15 protein-coding genes are annotated in these 24246 nt (G+C 58.7%); 7 read left to right on the top strand and 8 right to left on the bottom strand.

Translation table 11 applies throughout. The annotated features are described in order from the left end of the window. Positions 1–22: 22 nt before the first annotated feature. On the bottom strand, positions 23–1117 hold the full coding sequence (gene apbC / locus OYT1_RS04160; protein ID WP_062626892.1) for an iron-sulfur cluster carrier protein ApbC: 1095 nt from the start codon (positions 1115–1117) through the stop codon (positions 23–25). A gap of 102 nt (positions 1118–1219) precedes the next feature. On the opposite strand from apbC, the gene metG reads away from it, so the two are divergent. Both metG and OYT1_RS04150 read left to right on the top strand, forming a co-directional pair. After that, positions 1220–3304 (top strand): methionine--tRNA ligase, encoded by a 2085-nt coding sequence (gene metG / locus OYT1_RS04155; RefSeq protein ID WP_062626891.1) that lies wholly within the window; start codon positions 1220–1222, stop codon positions 3302–3304. Positions 3305–3398: 94 nt separating this feature from the next. Then, positions 3399–5096, top strand: a complete 1698-nt coding sequence (locus OYT1_RS04150; protein ID WP_172588507.1) for a SulP family inorganic anion transporter — start codon at positions 3399–3401, stop codon at positions 5094–5096. Here OYT1_RS04150 and tilS read toward each other — a convergent pair. From tilS to OYT1_RS04120, 6 genes are all read right to left on the bottom strand, one after another. Further along, positions 5088–6404, bottom strand: coding sequence for a tRNA lysidine(34) synthetase TilS (gene tilS, locus OYT1_RS04145; RefSeq protein WP_062626890.1), 1317 nt, complete (start codon positions 6402–6404; stop codon positions 5088–5090). The genes OYT1_RS04150 and tilS overlap by 9 nt on opposite strands. 80 nt (positions 6405–6484) lie before the next feature. Then, positions 6485–7462, bottom strand: coding sequence for an acetyl-CoA carboxylase carboxyltransferase subunit alpha (locus OYT1_RS04140; RefSeq protein ID WP_062626889.1), 978 nt, complete (start codon positions 7460–7462; stop codon positions 6485–6487). Between the two features lie 211 nt (positions 7463–7673). Next, a complete protein-coding gene (locus OYT1_RS04135) occupies positions 7674–8147 on the bottom strand; it encodes a hypothetical protein (RefSeq protein WP_145983665.1) in 474 nt (157 codons plus the stop codon). A 64-nt stretch (positions 8148–8211) separates the two neighbouring features. Continuing rightward, positions 8212–9651, bottom strand: a complete 1440-nt coding sequence (gene tldD / locus OYT1_RS04130) for a metalloprotease TldD (RefSeq protein ID WP_062626887.1) — start codon at positions 9649–9651, stop codon at positions 8212–8214. Next, positions 9648–10502: a carbon-nitrogen hydrolase family protein gene (locus OYT1_RS04125; RefSeq protein WP_062626886.1), complete on the bottom strand. Its 855-nt coding sequence runs from the start codon at positions 10500–10502 to the stop codon at positions 9648–9650. Before OYT1_RS04125 ends, tldD begins: the two co-directional genes overlap by 4 nt. A gap of 3 nt (positions 10503–10505) precedes the next feature. Next, entirely contained in the window at positions 10506–14351 is a 3846-nt protein-coding gene (locus OYT1_RS04120) for a YhdP family protein (RefSeq protein WP_062626885.1), read from the bottom strand. 90 nt (positions 14352–14441) lie between these two features. Here OYT1_RS04120 and glnE point away from each other — a divergent pair, with 90 nt between their 5' ends. The 4 genes from glnE to OYT1_RS04100 all read left to right on the top strand — a co-directional run bounded on the left by glnE (position 14442) and on the right by OYT1_RS04100 (position 22341). Further along, a complete protein-coding gene (gene glnE / locus OYT1_RS04115; RefSeq protein WP_062626884.1) occupies positions 14442–17117 on the top strand; it encodes a bifunctional [glutamate--ammonia ligase]-adenylyl-L-tyrosine phosphorylase/[glutamate--ammonia-ligase] adenylyltransferase in 2676 nt (891 codons plus the stop codon). Continuing rightward, the gene (locus OYT1_RS04110; protein ID WP_232013226.1) at positions 17084–17602 is read left to right on the top strand and encodes a DNA polymerase III subunit chi; all 519 of its coding nucleotides are present in this window, start codon (positions 17084–17086) and stop codon (positions 17600–17602) included. The genes glnE and OYT1_RS04110 overlap by 34 nt, the downstream gene beginning before the upstream one ends. A 520-nt stretch (positions 17603–18122) precedes the next feature. Continuing rightward, a complete protein-coding gene (locus tag OYT1_RS04105) occupies positions 18123–20924 on the top strand; it encodes a valine--tRNA ligase (RefSeq protein ID WP_062627026.1) in 2802 nt (933 codons plus the stop codon). Positions 20925–21096: 172 nt separating this feature from the next. Next, a complete protein-coding gene (locus OYT1_RS04100; protein ID WP_062626883.1) occupies positions 21097–22341 on the top strand; it encodes an MFS transporter in 1245 nt (414 codons plus the stop codon). Between the two features lie 8 nt (positions 22342–22349). On the opposite strand, the gene OYT1_RS04095 is transcribed toward OYT1_RS04100, so the two are convergent. Then, positions 22350–22670, bottom strand: coding sequence for a rhodanese-like domain-containing protein (locus OYT1_RS04095; RefSeq protein WP_062626882.1), 321 nt, complete (start codon positions 22668–22670; stop codon positions 22350–22352). Between the two features lie 99 nt (positions 22671–22769). Between OYT1_RS04095 and OYT1_RS04090 the strand changes: the two genes are divergently transcribed. After that, the gene (locus tag OYT1_RS04090) at positions 22770–24188 is read left to right on the top strand and encodes a M48 family metalloprotease (protein WP_062626881.1); all 1419 of its coding nucleotides are present in this window, start codon (positions 22770–22772) and stop codon (positions 24186–24188) included. Positions 24189–24246: the final 58 nt, after the last annotated feature.

Here is a 24246-nt window from a genome sequence, read left to right as displayed (position 1 = left end):
TTAGCCTTGAACCTTTCCTCCCTTAAGTATTCTGCACCACGATCTTCGGAAACACTGCGCTGTGATCCTGCGCCATTTCCGCCACTTTCACGGCCACACGGCGGGCCATCTGCTTATAGACTTTGGCGATCTCACCGTGGGTATCCGCCACCACGGTTGGCGTGCCGGAGTCTGCCTGTTCGCGGATGCGAATGTCCAGCGGCAGACTGCCGAGGAACTCGGTGTTGTAGTCGGCACACATCTTTTCGCCGCCGCCTGCGCCAAAGATGTGTTCTTCATGGCCGCACTTGGAGCATATATGTGTGCTCATGTTCTCGATGATGCCGAGGATCTTGATGTTGGTCTTCTCGAACATCTTCAGGCCCTTTTTGGCGTCCATCAGCGCGATGTCCTGCGGCGTGGTGACGATGACCGCGCCGGTGACGGGGATCTTCTGCGCCAACGTGAGCTGGATGTCGCCGGTACCGGGCGGCAGATCCACCACTAGATAATCAAGATTGTCCCAACGGGTCTGGTTGAGCAACTGATCCAACGCTTGACTTGCCATCGGGCCGCGCCAGATCATGGGTGCGTCGTCGCCATCGATCATGAAACCGATAGACATGGCCTGAATGCCGTGCCCATCCATCGCCTCCATCGACTTGCCATCCTTAGATTTCGGTCGTCCGGTGATACCGAGCATGGTCGGTTGCGACGGGCCGTAGATGTCGGCGTCCAGTATGCCAACGCGCGCACCTTCCGCCGCCAGCGCCAACGCCAGATTCACCGCTGTGGTGCTCTTGCCCACACCGCCTTTGCCCGAAGCGACGGCGATGATGTTCTTGACACCCTCGACCAACTTCACGCCGCGCTGCACCGCGTGGGACACGACCTTACTGCTCACGTTCGCGTTGACTTTGGTAGCCCCCGGCAACGCAGCACGCAGATGCGCTTCCACCGTCGCCTTGATCTCGCCCCATACACTGGCCGCAGGATAGCCGAGCTGGATGTCCAGCGACACTTCCCCGCCGCTCACCTTAATATTCTTGACCGATTTACCCGCCACGAAGTCCTTCTTCGTATTCGCATCGATCAGCGTCTTCATCGCTGCCTGTACATCTGCTTCAGTGAATGCCATTTTATGTGCTCCATAAGCTGTTGCTAACGTGGGCGGGGATTTTACCCAATTCCCACGCTCAAGTTTGTTAAAATCAGCCCCTGTTTTCAACAAGGTTACGCCATGACCCGCAAGATTCTCGTCACCTCCGCCCTGCCCTACGCCAACGGCAGCATCCACCTCGGCCATTTGGTCGAATACATCCAGACTGACATCTGGGTGCGTTTCCAGAAAATGTGCGGCAATACCTGCCACTACGTCTGCGCCGACGACACCCACGGCACGCCCATCATGCTGCGCGCCGAGAAGGAAGGCGTGACGCCGGAGCAACTCATCGCCCGCGTGTGGCAGGAGCACTTCGACGACTTCGCCGCCTTCCATGTCGAGTTCGACAACTACGGCTCGACCAACTCAGCCGAGACACGCGGCTACTCCGAAGAGATCTACCGCCGCCTGCAAGCTGCTGGGCTGATCGAAGTGCGCTCCATCGAGCAGTTCTACGACCCGGTGAAGTCCATGTTCCTGCCGGATCGCTTCATCAAGGGCGAGTGCCCTAAGTGCCACGCCAAAGACCAATACGGCGACAACTGCGAAGTGTGCGGCGCAGCTTACGCGCCCACCGACTTGATCGAACCCTTCTCCGCCGTCTCCGGCGCCAAACCCGAACTGCGCAACTCCGACCACTATTTCTTCAAACTCTCGGATGAACGCTGCCAAGCATTCCTGCGCCGCTGGACGCAGCAGGAAAACCACCTGCAAACCGAAGCCGCCAACAAGATGCGCGAATGGCTGGGCGAAGGCGACGACAACAAGCTCAGCGACTGGGACATCTCCCGCGATGCACCCTACTTCGGCTTCGAGATTCCCGACGCACCGGGCAAATATTTCTACGTCTGGCTGGACGCGCCAGTCGGCTACATGGGCAGCTTCCAGCAACTGTGTGCCAAGGCTGGCCTGAATTTCGACGAATACTGGAACAAAGACTCAAGCACCGAGCTGTACCACTTCATCGGCAAAGACATCCTCTACTTCCACGCCCTATTCTGGCCCGCCATGCTCGAGCACACCGGCCTCCGTACCCCGACCAAACTGTTCGCCCACGGCTACCTGACGGTGAACGGCGAAAAGATGAGCAAGTCGCGCGGCACCTTCATCACCGCCAAGAGTTATGCCGACCACGTTGGCAACACCGAATACCTGCGCTACTACTACGCCGCCAAACTCAACGGCAGCATGGAAGACCTCGACCTTAATCTTGATGATTTTGTGGCGCGGGTGAACAGCGACTTGGTTGGAAAGTACATCAACATCGCCAGCAGAACAGCAGGATTCATTAGCAAAAAATTTGGCGGCATCGTTGCCACTCACGGCCAAATTTCAGAAAACCGAGGCGCGCAGCTAATGGGCGAATTTCTTGGTGCTGACAAATTGATTGCCGAGGCATACGAGAACCGTGATTTCAGCAAAGCCATACGTGAAATCATGAAACTTGCTGATCGCGCCAATGAATATGTCAATGACTCTGCACCTTGGCTGCTAGCCAAACAAGAAGGACAAGAAGCGAAACTGCATGAAGTGTGTACGATTAGCCTGAATCTATTCCGATTGCTAACACTGTATCTGAAACCCATTCTCCCCAAACTGGCTGCACAGGTTGAGTCATTCCTAAATATTGAACCCTTAACTTGGGCAGATGCAGGGCTCATCCTTGACGGAAAGATCAATGATTACTCCCATCTGATGACCCGCCTCGACCCCAAGCTGCTCGAAGCCATGGTCGCGGCCAACAAAGAATCGCTGCAAGCCACACCCACCTCGCATTCGCAGCAACACCATGCCGAGCAGCAGGTCAACGCCAGCAAAGCGCCAGAGATCGCGCCGACCATCTCTATCGACGAGTTCAACAAGGTCGATCTGCGCGTGGCGCGCATCGCCAATGCCGAGCATGTGGAAGGAGCGGCCAAGTTGCTGAAGCTGACGCTGGACATCGGCGAAGCCACGCCGCGCACCGTGTTCGCAGGCATCAAATCGGCTTATGACCCAGAGAAACTGGTCGGTCGTTTGACCGTGATGGTGGCCAACCTTGCGCCGCGCAAGATGAAGTTCGGCATGTCGGAAGGCATGGTACTGGCGGCTTCAGGAGACGAACCCGGCTTATTCATCCTGTCGCCCGATTCTGGCGCGCAGCCGGGAATGCGCATCAAGTAAGTTTATGGTCTCGCTACGCGCGAGCAATTCGACCCACTGAATTCCCGCCATCGCGGGAGTTCAATATGTTTTTGGAGGTGCTGCCACAGCCCGTATGGAACAATCGAGTAAGTTGAAGCTGTCGCACTATTTTCGTCCCCGTTTACTAGAACTGCTGCACGACTACGACAAGTCGCGCTTCGCCACCGATGTGACAGCGGGTATCACCGTCGGCGTGGTCGCTCTGCCACTGGCCATCGCCTTCGCCATCGCTTCGGGCGTGAAGCCGGAAGCGGGCATCTTCACCGCCATCATCGCCGGCTTTCTGATCTCGGCGCTGGGCGGCTCGCGCGTACAGATCGGCGGACCGACCGGCGCATTCATCGTCATCGTGTATGGCATCGTCATGCAGTACGGCCTGGCGAACCTGCTGATCTGCACCATCATGGCGGGCTTCATCTTGGTCGGACTGGGCGTGGCACGGCTGGGCAGTTTGATCCGCTACTTCCCGCGCCCGCTGGTTTCCGGCTTCACCAGCGGCATCGCGGTGCTTATCATGTTGAGCCAAGTGAAAGAATTTCTCGGACTAGACATCCCCGTGATGCCTGCCGAGTTCCTGCACAAAGTCCCCGCCATTTTCGACGCCCTGCCCACCCTGCACTGGCCGACGCTACTACTGGCCATCGCCTCTGCCCTGCTGATCTGGTACTACCCCAAGACTTGGGCACAAAAGATCCCCTCTCCCATCGTCGCCTTGACGCTGGGGACGCTGGCCGTGACGCTGTTCAATCTGCCCGTCGAAACCATCGGTACGCGCTTCGGCGGCATCCCGCAGGGGTTGCCCGCCTTCGATCCACCCGAGTTCACCCTCGCCACGTTGCGCTATCTAATCCCACCCGCCATCACCATCGCCCTGCTGGGCGCAGTTGAATCGCTGCTCTCCGCCACCGTTGCGGACGGCCTAGCTGATGACAAGCACGATCCGAATCAGGAGCTGATCGCACAAGGCATCGCCAACATCGTCTGCCCCTTCTTCGGCGGCATCCCCGCCACCGGTGCCATCGCCCGTACCGCCACCAACGTGCGCGCCGGAGCGACCAGCCCCGTGTCCGGCATCGTGCATGCGTTGGTGCTGCTGCTCATCATTCTTGTCGCCGCCCCACTGGCGACCAATATCCCGCTGGCGACGCTGGCCGCCATTTTGATGATCGTATCTATCAACATGGGCGAATGGCGCGAGTTTGGACGACTGCACAGATACCCGCGCGAAGACAGCACCGTGCTGGTCATCACCTTCATGTTGACTGTGGTGTTCGACCTCACCGTGGCGGTGGAAGTCGGCTTACTGCTGGCAGGTATCTTTTTCATTCGAAAAATCACCGACGCCACTCAAGTCAGTCAGGAGGAAACGGAACACGAAGAGGACACCGCAGACACAGAGCCAAGTCGCAAGCTGCGTGTCCCGCGCGGCGTGCTGGTCTATCGGGTGTATGGCGCGCTGTTCTTCGGCGCGGCGGACAAGCTGGAAAGCGTACTGCATCAGCAGCATCTGGAACCGGAAGTGCTGATCCTGAAGATGGACGAAGTCATCACTATGGATGCCAGCGCGCTGCATACGCTGCAAGGCTTAGCGGCGAAATTGCAGCGGCGCGGCAAGCACTTGATCTTGAGCGGGCCGCACACGCAGCCCTATTTTCTGATGCACTCAGCGGGATTCTTCGACGAGATCGGCCGCGACAATGTCTGCGCCAATCTTGACTCTGCCATCCGTCGCGCGCGAATCGTACGCGACGGCAAGGCGGAGTCAGTCTAGCAATATGAATTCGAGCGCAGCCTCGCCTTCCTCTGCCTGAAACTCCGCCGCGACCGCGACGCCGACCACGCTCACCAACTCGTCGCCGCAATACAGCAAGGGCAAGCGTTCGCGTCGCCAAGGCGGAACACCTCGCTCTTGCAATAGGTTCTTGAGTGAACGCTTCGCGGCATTCGGATGCGGACGTAGTGATTCTCCGCCGCTGCGCAAGCGCAACGTCACCGGAGCGCGCTGCAATTTCGCCTGACTGATACCCGCACCAACGGCTGGACGCACCGCCACGCGGCATTGCAACGCGGGCCATTCCAGCTCCGTCTCACCTTGCCAAGGCAACACCAGCGCCGGATCGAATGCGCCCAGATCACGCAGCAGCAGAACGCGATCCTGATAACGCTGCACCTGCCAGCCATCGCCAAATTCCACACATACGGCCGCATTGGGCTGCGCTTCAATGAGTTGACGCAGCATATTGGCTAGCTGCACCGACTGCGGCATCGGCGCACCGTGACTATGAAGGTAATGGCGCAACAAGTTTTTGGCGCGCGGCTGCGAACGTGCGCGCAAGCTGGAAACCGTCAGCTCGTCAGCGCTGGCATCCTCGGCTGCCAGCTCATCCAGCAATGCACTCGCTTCGGCAAAATGCCCAGCGCTACGCGCCAAAGTCTGCCGATACGCGGGGAAGCGCTGCTCCAGCAGCGGCAGCACTTGGTGGCGTAGGAAATTGCGCGGATAACTGGCGTCGGCGTTGCTTTCGTCTTCGATCCACGTCAGATCGTACTGCTGCGCGTAGGCCAGCAAATCGGCACGGGCGATGTCCAGCAAGGGGCGAACCGTAGCGCACATCGTCGCTGAAGCTGGCTTGAACAGCGGCATCGCGGCCACGCCCTTGATGCCCGCGCCGCGCAGCAGTTGCAGCAGCAGCGTTTCGGCTTGATCGTCGGCATGATGGGCGAGTGCGATGAGATCAGCGGGTTGACGGGCAAACGCGGCATGCCGGAGTTTGCGCGCCGCCGCTTCGATGCCATGCTGACGCAACGGCGAGATGTCCACGCGCTCGATGTGCAGAGGAATGGCCTGACGGGCACAAAGCGCAGCACAAAAATCCGCCCAGTCATCGGCATTCGGGCTGATACCGTGATGGACGTGCACGGCAGACAGTCGCCAGCCATGGCGGGATGCAAGCTGACTCAGCAGATGCAGTAGCACCACCGAATCCATGCCGCCACTCAGTCCGACGCAGATCGAACTGCCCTCGGGAATCACCGAGTTCAGACGAGCAGACAGATGGTTTAGCAGATCAGCGGGCATGGGGAACTCTGCGCAAAGCAAGAGGCCGTTCATGTTGCAACGCACTCAACACGAACGGCCTCATCACCAAAAACAAGCAATTACGCGGCTTGGATCTCGATTTCCTTGTACTTGCCGTAGCTCATCAGACGATTGAAACGAGTCTGCAACAAGTCATCGGTGGACTTGCCCTGCACCTGCTTCAACGCGTCCTGCAGTGCCTTCTTCACCGACTGCATCGCCGCCGGATAGTCACGGTGCGCGCCGCCTTGCGGTTCGGCCACGATCTTGTCCACCAAGCCCAGCGACTTGAGGCGGGTCGCGGTGATGCCCAGCGTCTCGGCGGCATCCGGCGCCTTGTCTGCGCTCTTCCACAGAATCGAGGCGCAGCCTTCCGGCGAGATCACCGAATAAGTCGCGTATTGCAGCATCAGCGTCACATCGCCCACCGCGATCGCCAGCGCGCCGCCGGAACCACCTTCGCCGATGATGGTGCAGATCAGCGGCGTGCGCAGTTCGGCCATCTCGAACAGGTTATGGCCGATAGCCTCGGACTGTCCGCGCTCCTCCGCGCCCACGCCGGGATACGCGCCGGGCGTATCGACAAAAGTCAGGATGGGGATGCCGAATTTCTCAGCCAGCTTCATCAGGCGCAACGCCTTGCGATAACCCTCGGGACGCGGCATACCGAAATTGCGGTACTGGCGTTCCTTGGTATCGCGGCCCTTTTGATGGCCGATCACCATCACACTTTGACCGTTGAAGCGCGCCAACCCGCCGACGATCGCGGCATCATCGGCATAGGTGCGGTCGCCGTGTAATTCCTGAAAATCTGTGAACAGGTGCTGAACGTAGTCCAGCGTGTAAGGGCGCTGCGGATGGCGCGACACCTGCGAGATCTGCCAAGGCGTGAGCTTGGCGTAAGTGTCTTTCAACAGCGAATTGCTCTTCTCCTGCAAGCGGCTGATCTCGTCGGAGATGTCCAGCGCAGCGGAATCGTCGTGCATCTTGCTCAGCTGCTCGATCTTGCCTTCTAAATCGGCGATCGGCTGCTCAAAGTCGAGAAAGGTCAGTTTCATTTTTTAAACCGTTTTCGTTCGTTCAAATTAGGGGCGAATGATACAGGAATACGCCGAAAATCGCTGAAGGGGACGCACCGGCAATGCCATATGAAGAGTGACGAAATCATGCCCCTCCCTTATCCAAGGCCTATTGCGCACAACCACTCACACTGGAGACATATTGATAACTTGCTATCAGTTCTTTAAAGGCAGAGTAAGCAATCTCAAATTACTGGAGAGTATTTGCGCTAAGCGTGACAGAGACATAAACGTCTCGCTCCTCCATGTAGGCAACCGCCTCATGATTGCCGTAACGATCCCCTGTGAACTGCTTTATTACAAACTTTCTTCCATCCGCATCAAAAGTTTCTGAGTCACTGACTTTTAGATTGGGATTTTTGTTTATGAACTCTTGAACCTCATGTTTGATGAAGTCCTCTAAACTTAAGCTAGGTTGGCAGGCTTTTACGGCGGTATTTGCGTACATCACAACAGGTGCGCTATCCCAAGATTGACTCGGCTGGTAATAGACAACCGAGACCCCATCTCTTTTTCCACTCTCAGTATCCATCTTCCAGCCAGCAGGTTCAGCTAGTGAAAAAATGAGACCTCGCCCAACGATGGTAAATCTCTGAGCATCGGCAAATGACGATTGCGTCATCACACTTAACCCAAAAAGAAAAACCATAGCGATAATTTTCATAGGCCTAACGAAAGCAGATACCCTAAAAAGCGACAATGAAAGTCGATTCATTTCCTTGCCTAGGCTACGCTGTCCCGCCCACCGTCAACCCATCTATCCGCACGGTCGGCTGGCCCACGCCGACTGGGACGCTCTGCCCTTCTTTGCCGCACGTTCCCACACCGGGGTCGAGCGCCAAGTCGTTGCCTATCATCGAAACGCGGGTGAGTGCTTCTGGGCCGTTGCCGATCAGGGTCGCGCCTTTCACTGGGTAGGTAATCTTGCCGTCTTCGATCATGTAGGCTTCGGTGGTGGAGAACACGAATTTGCCGCTGGTGATGTCCACTTGCCCGCCGCCGAAGTTGGCCGCGTACAGGCCGTGCTTGACCGAGGCGATGATCTCTTCCGGCGAGCGGTCGCCGTTCATCATCATGGTGTTGGTCATACGCGGCATCGGCAGATGGGCATAGGATTCGCGACGCGCGTTGCCGGTCACCGGCACGCCCATCAGCCTAGCGTTCAGGCTGTCTTGCAGATAGCCTTTGAGGATGCCGTCTTCGATCAGCACGGTGCGCTGCGTGGGATTGCCTTCATCGTCCATCTGCAAGGAACCACGCCGCTTAGCGATGGTGCCGTCGTCCACCACGGTCACGCCTTTGGCAGCGACGCGCTCGCCGACGCGACCGGAAAACGCCGAGCTGCCCTTGCGGTTGAAGTCGCCTTCCAGCCCGTGTCCAACGGCCTCGTGCAGCAGAATGCCGGGCCAGCCGGAGCCAAGTACCACGGTCATGCTGCCCGCTGGCGCTGGTTTAGCGTCGAGGTTGATCACGGCCTGATGCACCGCCTTGGCAGCGTAATCTTGCAGCAATTCGTCGGTGAAATAATCGTAGCCGAAGCGTCCGCCACCGCCCGCCGAGCCTTGCTCGCGCTTGCCGTTGCTTTCGACGATGACTTGCAGCGACAGGCGCACCAGCGGGCGGATGTCGGCGTTCATCAGGCCGTCGCTGCGCGCCACCAGCACCACTTCGTATTCGCCCGCCAGCCCCGCCATGACTTGCGTCACGCGCGGATCAAGGGCGCGGGCGGCGCGTTCCAGACGTTCCAGCAGCGAGACTTTGGCGGCTGCGTCCAGCGTAGCCAGCGGGTCATGCGGAAGATAGAGGTCGTGCTTGCGTCCACCGTGCAGTTGCGGCGCAGTCTGCGCTCCGCCTTGACGAGCGATGGCGCGCGTCGCTAGTGCGGCATTCTCCAGCGCGGGCAAGCTGATGTCGTCGGAATAGGCGAAGGCGGTCTTTTCGCCACTCACCGCACGCACGCCCACGCCTTGGTCGATGCCAAAGCTGCCGGACTTGACGATGCCCTCTTCCAGCGACCAGCTCTCTGCACGGCTGTATTGGAAATACAGGTCAGCGTAATCCACGCGATGCGCCAGCATCTGGCCAAACACGCCCTCCAGCCGACTCGCGTCTAGACCGTGTGGCAACAGCAGCGATTGACTCGCCAGTTCGAAGATGGAATCGCTCATGCGGATTTATCGCAGCAAGTGCAGGTCAGAGTGCGATGCGACAGCGCCGGCAAACTAGCGCGGATGCTGGCCTGATACGCCGGATTGATGTCCGCCACCACCACGCCGGAGCCGCGCGGCAACTCGTCCAGCACGCGCCCCCAAGGATCGACGATCATGCTGTGGCCGTGTGTCTCGCGCCCATTGACGTGATAACCACCCTGCGCCGAAGCGATGACGTAGGCCAGATTCTCGATGGCGCGGGCGCGTACCAGCACCTCCCAGTGCATTTTGCCGGTCGTAGCGGTGAAGGCCGAGGGCAACACGAGAAGATCGATATCCTTCATAGCGCGGAACAGCTCGGGGAAGCGCAGATCGTAGCAAATAGCCAAGCCGATGCGCCCGAAGGGAGTCTCGACCACCACCACCTGATCGCCCGGCTCAATGGTGCGCGCTTCGTGATATTTCTCGTTGCCGAGGTCGAGGTTGAACAGATGGATCTTGTCGTAACGCGCCACCTGCTTGCCCTGATCGTTGAACACCAGCAGCGAATTGCGCACCTTGGCTGGATCGTTCGCCACCAGCGGGATCGAACCTCCGACCAGCCATATCTTGAACTCACGCGCCACGTCAGCCAAAAACTTCTGAATGCGACCTGTGCCGGGCTGCTCACGCACCGCCAGTTTGTCGGTCTCGTTCATCCCCATGATGGGGAAGTATTCCGGCAGCACCACCAGCTTCGCGCCTTGCTCGACGGCCTTGGCGATGAGGCGGCGCGCCTCGTTCAGATTGGCTTCGACATTGGGGCCAGAAGCCATCTGTACAGCGGCGACCTTGAATGCGGGAAGGGCTTGCGATGCAGAGTTAGTCATAGTTCAGTTTTCCAAAACAGGATTCTTCAATGGCTCGACGGGTGCTTGGCCTACCTTGACCACATTGGGATTGATCCAACTCCCCGTCACATTGTATTCAAACGACACCAGCTTATCGAGCGGGTTGCTCAACAATTTATTGGCCAAAAATGCGCCCACGCCCACCACGGGATTGATAATCAATGCGCCAACCAGCGACACGCTGTTACCCACGGTCGGCAGGATGCGCACACGCAGATTCTGCGTCTCACGATTCAGATCGACCTCGCCCTTCATCGTCACTTTGGCGGCAGAACCATCGATCATGAACGTATCGGAGCGCATCACCCCGCGCCGGATCTGCGCTTCGCCAGTGATGTTGTCAAACTGAAAGCCCTCGCTGAACACGTCCTTAAAGTCCAGCGAGATGCGCTTGGGCAGGGCCTGTAAGCTGAGGATACTGAGTAGTTTGCCGATGCCCGGATCGATCTTCATGAACTGTCCGCGCCCTGCTTCCAACTTGATGTGCCCGTCCAGCGTAGCGTAATTGAATTGAGCCGGGCCGCCGAACCAGCTGAACTCGCCTTCCAGCTTGCCGCTGCCCTGTTTGACACTGTTGGGGTAGCCTGAGCGATCAAGGATCTTGCCCGCGTCATTGATCTGCAAAGCCAAGTTGATTTGCGTCACATCCCCACCACTGGGGTTAGTCTGCAACAAACCATCCACATTCAACACGCCTTCTGGATTATTGAGACGCAACACCTCCAAGCGCCAATCCCGACCTTGCGGCTGACCTTGCAGTTCAAAGTGTCCCAGCTTGCGGGTGTTCCAGCTCAGATTATCCACCGCGACATCCAGTTTGGGGATGCGCTCCCCCACCGGAGGAATCGCCAGATTCGACAGCACTTCGCGTGTATCGCTGGCAGGCTGCGACTCCAGCTTGAGATTCTTCAGCCGCGCCACCAGCATGCCCTTACCCTCGGGCAGCCAACTCAAATTTCCGCTTGCATCGTCGGATGCCAGTTGCAACTCCAGTGCGTTGCTGCGACTACGCCCCGTGAGGCGCACAGCATCGATCTTATGTCGCCCGCCGGTCAGTTTCTGCACGGAAAGATCGATTCCCGCCAGCACCGGCAAGACCGCTCCGCCTCCGTTACTCAGGCCGCCCCAACCATCCAGTGCCAACTCAGGGATACTGCCGCTGATCCATACGCCATCCTTGTCGGACGATTTTGCTGGACCACCAAAGCTGACCATGCCGCGCGTCACTTGCATCTCGTCACCCGATTCCTGGCGCTGCAAATTCCCCTCGATCACGTCGCCATAGCGGAACAACAACCGATCCTGCCCCGCTTGCACGCTCTTCGTCTCCAGCCGCACCGGCACTACTGCTTCGGCGCGCTTACCGAACGGTGGCGGCAGATCTGATGCCAACCCTTGCAGATTCGAAGTCATCAGCACATCGACCACTTTTTTATGCACCGAGATCTCCGCCGCCCAATCGGCATAACCGCGCAAATAGCGCAACACCGGATAAGGCTCGGAAGCACGCGCCAGTTCAGGATTGGCGCGCCCGTTGGCCTTGACCTGAAGCGTCCCATTCTCGCCGCTATCGACCTGCACAGTCGCCGGACCGCCCAAGAATTGGGCATTGGCGTTCTGCGTATGCACGCCCGACTCAGTGAAATTCAACATCCCTCGCGTGTGCATCATTTTTGGCATACCTTTAGCCAACTCGATGTCGTTGTCGAGGAATTCGTATTGCCCAACCACCTTGACGGGCTGGCTACCACGAAGCGGCACTTGCACGTTAATGTCCAAATGTCCGTTACCGGTAGCCGTCATACCATCCGTGAACTCGTCGATGTAACCGCGCACCGGACTTTTCTGAATGAACTCCAATCCGCTACGCGTCGCGCCCACAAACTCACCGCTGATCTCTAACGGCGCAGTGGTGCTAACCATGTCAGCCAACACCACCTTGACATTCTTCAACGCCCCGCCCACGGTAGTGGCGCTCGGTGATAACACCTCCAACTTAGCGCCTTCGATGCGCAACTCAGCCGAAGCATTCTCCACTTTTGGCCAGCCCGGCGCATATTCCAGCACCACATTCTGAGCACGCGTTTCCAACTTGAACTCACCTTTGCGCTTATTGGCGAAAGGAAAGTCCTTCAGATCACCCTTGATCTTGAGTCGCAGACCTTCGGTCTGACCGCCCTGCAATGCGGTCGCCAGCCAATCATGCGTCTCTTTGTTCAGTGCCAATAGCGGAATATAACGCGCGGCGTGATTCACTTCCGCATGAGTCAGATTGGCATTGAGATCAATGATGCCGAGCCCGTTCGCAACATTCTGGAAGGTGAAGGATAAGGAACCAGTGACATCGGCATTACTGAAACTGGACTCGGCCAGCTCGAACTCCATGCCCTGCTGGTTACGTTGCCAGCGCAATTGAGCCTTCAGCTCGGGAAAGTCCAGCGGCTCACGCATCAAGGTGGGCGCATCCACCGTGATGTGGTGCGAACTGATCGTCACGCTGCCGCTTTGCTCCGTGCCGGTGACTTCGCCACTCATCCCAGTGAAGCCCGGTACGGTATCTGTCTTGTGCAGCCCTAAGTCCTCGAAACGTCCGTTGATCTGGTACGCTTTGAGTTGCTCACCCTCCACCTCCCAACTCGCGCGCAAACCACTCACTTGACCTTCTGGGGCAAGTTGCGTCAGTTGTTCGCGCAATGCGGGTGCAAGCGGAAAGAACTGCGACAGATTCAGTAGTGTCGGAAGATGTAGTTGGCTGGCGCGAAGTTCGCCGCGAGGCGGATATTTGGCATCGCTCTCTGTCAGCTTGAGAAAGAAATCCGTAGGCGGCAGCACAGTGCCCTGCATCAGCCGCAAGCCGAGCTGCTTAGACGACACCTCGAACTCGCCGCGACTCTCACGCCAAGCCAAACGACCGTTCAGGCGACTCAATGCCAACTCAGGGACATCGTTCCCCAGCTTGCTCACCACATCCACTAACATCAGATCCGCAGCCGTTTGGGTGAGTCGCCCCCCCTCCAAGCCGATCCAAGCGCGCACACCGCCGCGACCTTGACTGATACTGGAAGGAAGATCGACCCAAGGTCGCCATGCGCGCAGATCGGTGCGATCCAGCTTGACGAAAAACTCACCCCGCCAATCCTGCATCCGATCGAAAGTCTTGCCGGTCAGATTGCCACGTAGATCAAGTGGCGTTGCCAACGCTTCCGGCAACATCGCCTTCACCGCAAAACGGTGGCGCTCGCCCCGATTCTCGATCAAGGCGAACACCTTGCTCAAATGCAAAGGCTCCGCCCCGCGCTGCTCATCGAACCACGAGACTTGAGCATCGCGAATAACGATCAGCTGCTGATACAACAGCAAGTCGGCCAATCCACTGTTCTGGTCGGACTTCGACAAAGGCACGCCAGCCACATACACCACGCCCTGCGCATCTCGACGCAGCACCAGACTGGATTTATTGATCTCTAGGCTGTGCAGACTCAACTTCCCTAACAGCATTGAGCGCCATGACAGCGTACCCTCGACCTTTTCCAGCACCAGCGCCGGTTGTTTTTCAGCATCCAGCACGCGCACGCTATCAACCACCAGATGCGGACGAAAAGCATCCCAATCGGCGTGGATCACGCCAAGCTGCACGGGAAGACCGACAGCCTCAGTCAACGCCGACTGGAAGCGTTCGTGGTAACGCATGATGTCGGGCAGCACCCAATAGCGCAACGACAGAACGCCGCCGCCCAGCACGATCAACAACAACCCACCCAGGATGATGAAATAATGAGCCAGCCTGCTCGTGTGATGCCAAATGTAACTAGGAGTCGTCTTCAGCATTGGCAATAACGAGGGAATGAGCGAATCAGCACGTTTCGGGTCTTATAATGGCGGCATGGCAAGGTCGCATTCTAACTGGAAGCCCCCTCGATGAACACAGCAAACGACTTCGAAATCCACTTGCAACACCTCACTGGCTGTAGTCGCTACGCCAGTCGCATCCTCGCCGCCGACTCTGCCCAGCTTGATGCCCTCCTCGCACGATATGCACAGCCGTTCGAGCGTGACGAGATGGTGGCGCAACTGGACGCGGCAACAGACGAAGCCGCGCTTTCCAGCGCCCTGCGCCGCCTGCGTAAACAGGTCATGTTGCGTCTGATGCTGCGCGATTTGAACGGCTTATGCGGGCTGGAAGAAGTGATGACCACCATGACGGTGCTAGCTGAAGTCGCCGTACAACAAGCGCAGCGATGCGTGATGGCAGCGCTGACCACTCAGTTCGGCCAGCCTATCGGTGAATCCACCGGCCAGCCGCAGGAATTACTGGTCATCGGCATGGGCAAACTGGGCGGCGGCGAACTCAACGTCAGTTCGGACATCGACCTCATTTTCGTGTTTGCCGAGAATGGCGAGACCAACGGCCCCCGCGTGCTATCCAACCACGAATTCTTCACCCGCCTCGGCAAGCGCCTGATCGCGCTCATCAACGACCTCAACGGCGACGGCTACGTGTTCCGTGTCGATATGCGCTTACGCCCCTACGGCGACAGCGGCCCGCTGGTGATGAGTTTCGCCGCACTGGAAGAATACCTCGTCACCCAAGGGCGAGAGTGGGAGCGCTACGCTTGGATCAAGGCGCGCGTCATTTCTCCGGAGCAGTCGCCCGCCATCGCCGATCTCACAAAACTCGCTCAGCCTTTCGTATTCCGCAAATATCTGGATTTCGGCGCCTTCGATTCCATGCGCAAGTTGCACGCGCAGATCCGCGCCGAGGTCGCTCGCCGTGATCGCGGCAACAACATCAAACTCGGCCCCGGCGGCATCCGCGAGATCGAATTCATCGCTCAGGTGTTCCAGTTGATCCGTGGCGGACGCGACGCCAGCCTGCGCATCCGCCCTACCCGACACGTTTTGCAACTGCTAGTGCAACACAAAGAGCTGAATGCCGACACCGCAGCCCGCCTCGACTCGGCTTACGTCTTCCTGCGCAATCTGGAACACCGATTGCAATACCTCGATGACCAGCAAACGCAAGAGCTGCCGAGCGATCCGAGCAACCAGCTCATCGTGGCTCAAGCGATGGGGCTGGCGGATTACGCTGCACTGCTGACCGAGCTCGCCCCTATCCGCGAATTCGTCAGCCAGCAGTTCCAGACCATTTTCAGCACCCAGCAGGAAACGCCGGAAGTCTGCGCGTGGTGGAGCGAGAACATCAGCAGCGAGGAAACCTCGGCCACACTGACAGAGTTGGGCTATCACGCACCCGCCGAAACCGCCGAACGACTGGTGCAACTGCGTCTGGGCAACCGTTACCGCCAGCTGCCGGAAATGAGCCGTCAGCGCATGGACAAGTTAGTGCCGCAACTGGTCACGCTATGCGCCGCCCAAGCCAGTACCGACGAGACGCTCGCACGCTTGCTTGCCCTGCTCGAAGCCATCGCCCGCCGCGCCTCCTACCTCGCCTTCCTCGCCGAATATCCGCAGGCGCTGCCACGTCTGGTCAACATGGCCGCCGCAAGCGCTTGGGCCTGCGAATACCTTACCCAGCACCCCATCCTACTGGACGAACTGCTGGATGACCGCGAGATCTATACCGCGCCGGACTGGGCTGCGCTGGATGCCCAACTGAGCGCGCAACTAGCCGATTGCGGCAACGACACCGAGCACCAGATGGATGCGCTGCGGCAGTTCCAACACGCGCAGACGTTCCACCTGCTGGCGATGGATCTGCAAGGCCTGTTGCCGCTGGAAACCTTGAGCGACCACCTGTCCGATCTGGCCGACCTGATGCTGCGCCACGTGCTCACCCTGTGTTGGAATGGGCTGGCGCGCAAGCACCGTGAGGTGCCGCAGTTCGCCATCATCGCTTACGGAAAACTGGGCGGCAAAGAACTGGGCTACGCCTCCGACCTCGACCTTGTTTTCCTGTACGACGATGATGCGCCCGATGCCAACGTGATCTACGCCCGCCTCGGCCAGCGTATCAACACCCTGCTGTCCAGCTACACCGCCGCCGGTCGGCTGTACGAAGTGGACCTGCGCCTGCGCCCCAACGGCGACAGTGGTTTGCTGGTCAGCAGCGTGGAAGCGTTTGAGGAATACCAGCAGAAGCACGCTTGGGTGTGGGAGCATCAGGCGCTGACCCGCGCCCGCTACTGCGCGGGTGACGCGAAGATCGGCGCGGCGTTCGAACACATACGCACCCGCGTGCTGCAACAGCACCGCGAATTGCCCAAGCTGCGTGACGAGATCGTCGCCATGCGCCAAAAAATGCACGACGGCCATCCCAACAAAAGCGCGCTGTTCGACATCAAGCACGATGCCGGTGGCATGGTGGATATTGAGTTCATCGTCCAGTATCTAGTGCTGGCGCACGCCCATGCCCACCCCGAACTGGTCGAGAACAAGGGCAATCTCGCCCTGCTTCAACGCGCCGCCGATGCCGGGCTGATCCCGCCCGAATCCGCGCGGCCAGTCGCGCAGCTCTACCGCGAACTGCGCCGCATCCAGCACGCTATGCGACTAAACAACCTGTCGCCGCGCGTCGAGCCGGACGCACTGGATATTTCGGCGTGTCTAGCACTGTGGAAAGTCGTACTGACGTAGCTCGCGCCGTCGCCTGCTATAATCGCGCGTCTTTCAATAACCGCCTGCCACCCGTGACCAAGATCCGTTTCTATACCGGTGCGCCCGACAAACTGCGCGCCACTTGCCTGTTGAGCAACAAAGCGATGCAGAGCGGGCTGCGGGTGATGGTATCCACGCCGGACGAGGCGATGACGACCACATTGGACAAGATGCTGTGGACTTATCCCGGCATCGCGTTCATGCCGCATGGTCGCACGAACGATCCCGCCGCCGCGACCTTGCCGGTGCTGGTGGATCACCTCAGCGACAACTTCCCGCACCACGATCTGCTGATCTCACTGCACCCGACCACGCCAGCGTTCTTCAGCCGTTTCGAACATCTGGTCGAGATTGTCGGTTTGGACGACGAAGACAAGCGCCTCGGCCGTGAGCGCTTCGCTCTGTACCGCAACCGTGGTTACGAGTTACAGCATTTCGATCTAAGCCAGAACGAGGGTGTATGAGATGACGCAAAAGCCTGCAGCTGACTTGCTCGCCGGCTTGCCGGTGCTGACCGAGGTGATCGAGGACATTGCCGATCTGCCCGTGTTGACCGAAGTGGAGCCGGAGCCCGCCGTAGAAAGCGTGAGCGAAGCTCAGGCCGAAGTCACGCCTGAACCGGCGATCACCGCCACACCCGTGGAGCCAGAAGTTGTCGCCGTCCCGCCCGCTGCCGAGCCGGAAGTATCACCCGCCCCAGCCACGATAGACGAAGAGGCATTAGCTCTATCCCTGATGAGCCGCCTTGAACCGAAGCTGGATGCGATGCTGCGCGACAAACTGCAAGACCAACTCGAGAGCGTTTCCGACGAGCTGCTCACTCAGGCACTGCGACGTATCCAAGCCGAGCTGCCACGATTGATGCGCGAACTGCAGCCGCCTGAGAGCCGCCAGCAAGCCGCCACTCCCGTAGCCATGACCTCGCCTGTTATAATCCCGCCCCTTCCGGCGGCGCCGAACACCTCTGACAAGAATAGAAATACGATGGAACTCGCTAAAAGCTTTGACCCACAATCCATAGAATCGCACTGGTATCCCGAGTGGGAACAGGCGGGTTACTTCCGCAGCCGCATCGCCGCCAACAAGCCCGGCTATTGCATTATGCTGCCGCCGCCCAACGTCACCGGCACGCTGCACATGGGTCACGCCTTCCAGCACACGCTGATGGACGCGCTCACCCGCTACCACCGCATGAAGGGCGACAACACCCTGTGGCAACCGGGTACCGACCACGCGGGTATCGCCACACAAATTGTGGTCGAACGCCAGTTGGATGCGCAAGGTATCTCTCGCCACGACTTGGGGCGCGAAAAATTCTTGGAAAAAGTGTGGGAATGGAAGCAATTCTCCGGCGACACCATCACCCGCCAGATGCGCCGCTTGGGCACCTCGCCCGATTGGGAACGCGAGCGTTTCACCATGGACGAAGGCCTGTCCGAAGCGGTCACCGAAGTGTTCGTGCGCCTGCATCAGGAAGGCCTGATCTACCGCGGTAAACGTTTGGTGAACTGGGACCCGGTGCTGGGCACCGCCGTGTCCGATCTCGAAGTCGAGTCTAAAGAAGAAGACGGCTCGCTGTGGCACATTGCCTATCCGCTGGAGTCCGGTGTAGGCGCGCTGATCGTCGCTACCACTCGCCCCGAGACCTTGCTGGGCGATGTGGCCGTGGCCGTGCATCCCGAAGACGCGCGCTACAAACATCTGGTCGGCAAGAACGTCCGCCTGCCGCTGTGCAACCGCCTCATCCCCATCATCGCCGACGAATACGTCGATCCCGCCTTCGGCACCGGCTGCGTGAAGATCACCCCCGCGCACGATTTCAACGACTACGCCGTCGGCCAGCGCCACGGCATGACGCCGATCAGCATCTTTACGCTGGACGCAAAGATCAACAACCACGCACCTGCCGTTTATCGCGGGATGGACAGGTTCGATGCGCGCAAGAAGATCGTCGCCGATCTGGAAGGACAGAAGCTTCTTGTGTCGATCAAGCCGCACAAACTGATGGTGCCGCGCGGCGACCGTACTCACACGGTGATCGAGCCGATGCTGACCGACCAGTGGTTCGTCAAGATGGACGGGCTGGCCAAGGAAGGCTTGGACTGCGTCGCTTCCGGCGAAGTGAAGTTCGTGCCGGAGAACTGGACCAACACCTATAACCAGTGGCTGACCAACATCCAAGACTGGTGTATCTCGCGCCAACTGTGGTGGGGCCACCGCATCCCGGCTTGGTATGACGAGCAGGGCAACATCTACGTCGCACGCACCCAGCAGGAGGCCGAAGACCAGTGGCGCGAAGCGCTGGAATCCAAGTCCGACGATGAGATCGCCACTGCACTGCAAAAGATGACCGAGGACATTCCGCCACTGCGTCAGGACGAAGACGTACTGGATACCTGGTTTAGCTCCGCGCTATGGCCCTTCTCCACCCTGGGTTGGCCGGACAAGACACCGGAACTGGACGCCTATCTACCTACTTCGGTACTGATGACAGGCTTCGACATCATCTTCTTCTGGGTCGCCCGCATGGTGATGATGAGCAAGCACTTCACCGGCAAAGTGCCGTTCAAAGAGGTCTATGTCACCGGTTTGGTACGTGACCAACACGGCCACAAGATGAGCAAATCCAAGGGCAACGTGCTCGACCCACTCGATCTGATCGACGGCATCTCGCTGGATGACCTGCTGGCCAAGCGCACCAGCAATTTGATGAATCCCAAGCAAGCCGAGAGCATCGCCAAAGGCACGACCAAAGATTTCCCGGACGGCATCACTGCCTTCGGCACCGACGCCGTGCGTTTCACCTTCGCCAGCCTCGCCTCTCATGGTCGCGACATCAAGTTCGACTTCAAGCGCTGCGAAGGCTACCGCAACTTCTGCAACAAGCTGTGGAACGCGACCCGATTCGTGTTGATGAACTGCGACGGCAAGGACGTGGGACTGGATGCCAGCCTGCCGCTGGAATACTGCGCAGCGGATCGCTGGATGATCTCGCGCCTTCAACAAGCTGAAGCTGCCATCGCTGCCGATTTCGACAACTATCGTTTCGACATGGCCGCCCGCACCGTGTACGAATTAGTGTGGGATACCTATTGCGACTGGTACGTGGAACTGGCCAAGGTGCAGATCGCCAACGGCAACGAAGCGCAGCAACGCGCCACCCGCCGCACCTTGGTGCGCGTGCTGGAAACCATTCTGCGTCTAGCTCATCCCATTATCCCGTTCATCACCGAAGAGTTGTGGCAGACCGTCGCACCGCTGGCGGGCATGAGCGGCGCAAGCATCATGGTGCAAGCATATCCGCAGTCTGATGCCAGCAAAGTGAGCGAGGCGGCGCTGGCCGAGATCGCTCAGATGCAGGAGATGGTCAATGCCTGCCGCAGTCTGCGCAGCGAGATGAATCTGTCGCCCGCTCAGCGCGTGCCGCTGATCGCCGCTGGCAATACCGCCGCGCTGAACGCTGCCGCGCCGTATCTGCAAGCGCTGGCCAAGCTCTCCGGCGTGGAAGTGGTAGCCGAGTTGCCCGAGACGGATGCTGCCGTCGCTATCGTCGGCGAATTCAAGCTGATGCTGAAGGTAGAGATCGATGTCGCTGCCGAGAAAGTTCGATTAGACAAGGAGATCGCCCGCCTCACTGGGGAGATAGCCAAGGCACATGCCAAGTTGGGCAACGAGACCTTCGTTTCACGCGCGCCCGCAGCCGTCGTAGAACAGGAGAAGCAGCGCCTCGCCGACTTCGGATCGACCTTGACGCAGTTGCAAGCGCAGCGCACGAAGCTGGGCTAAACACAAACCCGTCATTCAGGTGAAGGCCGGAATCCAGTTGTTCAATTAGCCTCGCGTAGCGGACAAAAACTTAAGGCTTTGTCCGCTACGAGGAATATTTCCACCGCTGGATTCCGGCCTTCGCCGGAATGACGGCTTAACGCACAGCGGGAACAAGCCCTCCCTCCACACAATGCCCGCCACCCTCACCCCACAACGCGAACGTAATCTATTGCTGACGCTCGCTGGCATCCAGTTCAGTCATGTGTTGGATTTCATGATCATGATGCCGCTCGGCCCCGTGCTGATCGCGGCATTCGGCATCAGCACGCACGAGTTCGGCTTATTGGTGGCGTCTTACAGCTTCAGCGCGGCGCTATCCGGCTTGTTTGCAGCGACATTCGTGGACAGGTTCGAGCGCAAGCGTATGTTGCTGGGGATGTTTGGTTTGTTCGGATTGGCCACGCTGGCTTGCGGGTTAGCACCCAGCTACACCACGTTACTGATCGCGCGCGGACTGGCAGGCGCATTCGGCGGCATCATGGGCGCGATGGTGCAGACCATGATCGGCGATGTCATACCGTTCGCACGCCGCGCCAAGGCAGGCGGACTAGTCTCAGCAGCGTTCTCAGTCTCGACTGTAGCGGGCGTGCCCTTATCCTTGTGGCTGGCGAATCACTTCATGTGGCGCGCACCATTCGTATTGATCGCGGTGCTGACACTGTTGTTCATAATCATCGGTTGGCGCGTGTTGCCTGATCTACGCCATCACCTTTCCCCTTCGACCAGCTCAGGACAGGCCAAGCGTTCCCATCCGTTCACTGCCATGTTCGAGGTTCTGCGTGATGCCAACCATCTGCGTGCGCTGCTGTTCTCAGCACTGATCATCTTTTCCGGATTCACAGTGATCCCCTACATCACGCTGTACAGCGTCGGCAACGTGGGCATCTCGCTGCACGACATTCCGCTGGTGTATCTGGTGGGAGGCGCCGCCACGCTAGTGACGGCGCGACTCATCGGTCACATCGCCGACTCGCACGGAAAAGTAAAGATTTATCGCTGGGTAGCGCTAGCGGCGATGCTGCCGTTGCTAGTGGTGACGCATATCGGCGCTGCACCGCTGTGGGTGTGGTTGTGCTGCACCACGAGTTTCTTCGTACTAGTTTCGGGACGGATGATCCCCGCGATGGCCATTATCACCTCGGCGGCTCAACCGAAACTGCGCGGCACGTTCATGTCGTTACACTCCACCGTCCAAGCGTTCGCGATGGGGCTGGCCACCTTGCTCGCTGGCCTGCTCATCCATCAGGATGGCATTGGAACGCTGACCGGTTATGGCACGGTAGGCAGCATCGCGGTGACGGCGAACCTGCTCGCCATCGGCTTCGTTGCCCGCATCGAGATGCACGGGCAAGCAGCAGTGCCGCCTCCCGCCTAGGTTGCGCGTTAGTCCGCAGTCAGCGGCTGACCGGATTGCGCCCAAGCCAAGATACCGCCTTGCAGGTTGTACACTTCAGCATAACCCTGATTGATCGCAAAGGCCGCAGCCTGCGCGGAGCGCCCGCCCATCTGACAATAGAACACTAACGGAGCACTCCGCTCGAACTCAGCCAAACGCATAGGCAGCAGGTGCAGCGGCAGCTTGGTCGCACCCTTGATGTAGCCGCGCGCGATCTCAGCATCGGTACGCACATCGACCAGCGTGGTCGAGCCTGCGCTCAGCATGGTTTGCAGTTCGGTCGCAGTGATATTCTTAAAATCTGGCATGGTTACCTCTCAACAATCAACTCGACGCATCGGTCGATAAATAAGGCGCGCATTTTCCTGATTTCGCCCCTAAGTGTCCAGCCGAGTTATCATAGAGGTATGAAAAAAACCGCACTGATTCTGCTCTCCACTTTGCCCTTGCTGGTTTACGCTGACGGCCTACCGGATTTGGGCGACACTTCGCAGGAAACCATCTCGCCGCAACAGGAACGTCAAATTGGCCGGCAGAGCATGTTCGAGATTCGCGCCAGCAAAAGCTACCTGAGCGATCCAGAGGTCAATGACTACCTCAATCAACTCGGTTACCGCTTGGTCGGAAACAGTAACGAACCCTCGCAAGACTTCGAGTTCTTCGCCCTCAACGAAAACAATGTCAACGCCTTCGCCTTACCCGGCGGCTTCATTGGCGTCAATGTCGGGCTGATCCTCACTGCCCAAACCGAGTCCGAACTGGCTTCAGTGCTGGCACACGAGATTTCGCACGTGACTCAGCACCATCTGGCTCGGATGATCGCCGGCCAGAAATACGACACATTAGCCTCGATGGCGGCAGTGGCCGTCGCGATCCTCGCGGCACGCAACAACCCTCAGGCCTCGCAGGCGGCCATGGTCGGCGCGCAAGCAAGCATCATGCAGCGCAGACTGGACTTCACCCGCACCTATGAAAAGGAAGCTGACCGCATCGGCATCGAACTGTTGGAGCGCTCAGGCTTCGACACTCGCGCCATGCCCGCCTTCTTCGAGCGTATGCAAAAGGCCAATGGTTTATTGGAAGGGAATGCCCCCTCTTATCTGCGCACTCACCCATTGACCTCGGATCGGATTGCCGACGTGGAAAATCGGGTACAACAATTGCCCTACAAATTGGTGGCTGACAGCCTGACTTTTCGTCTGATACGTGCCAAGTTGCAGTCCATAGAAAAAAGCCCCTCTAGCGCTGTCGCTTACTTCACTGCCGCCCTAGGGCCGCAGAAATTCGGCGATCCAGTCGCTCAACGCTACGGCTTGGTGCTGTCCTTGCTGCGCCAGCGCAAGATGGAGCGCGCAGAGCTAGAGTTCGCCATGCTCTACCACCAAGCGCCAAAAAACCCGATGCTGGAAACACTGGCGGGGCAACTATTAAGCCGCAAGCACTCCATCAAGGATGTCAGCGCCTTCTACAAGCAGGCCTTGCAAAGCTACCCGCAACATCGTGCGCTGGTCTATGACTATGCCGACCTACTTCTCAAACAGCAGAGCTATACGCAAGTCATCAAACTGCTGGAGGAACGTATCACCGGCACGCCTACCGACCCTAGACTGTACGAACTCCAAGCTCAAGCCTATGCGGGGATGGATCAGCCGCAATCCTCACACCGCGCCCTGGCCTATTCCGCCTTGTTGCAAGGCAACCTGATGGGCTCTATCCAACATATGCAACTGGCTAAGCAAAGCGGCACCGACTTCTATCAGAATGCAGCGATCGAGAGTGAGTTGAAAGAGTTGTACGAAATGTTGGCCGTCCACAAGAAGAAATAGCTTTGTGTGACACTCAATGAAAAACGCCCGCCGAAGCGGGCGTTTCACTTTAGCGAGC

Source organism: Ferriphaselus amnicola, assembly GCF_000974685.2.
GTDB classification, from domain to species: Bacteria; Pseudomonadota; Gammaproteobacteria; order Burkholderiales; family Gallionellaceae; genus Ferriphaselus; species Ferriphaselus amnicola.
This window is presented reverse-complemented; position numbering and strand designations above follow the sequence as displayed.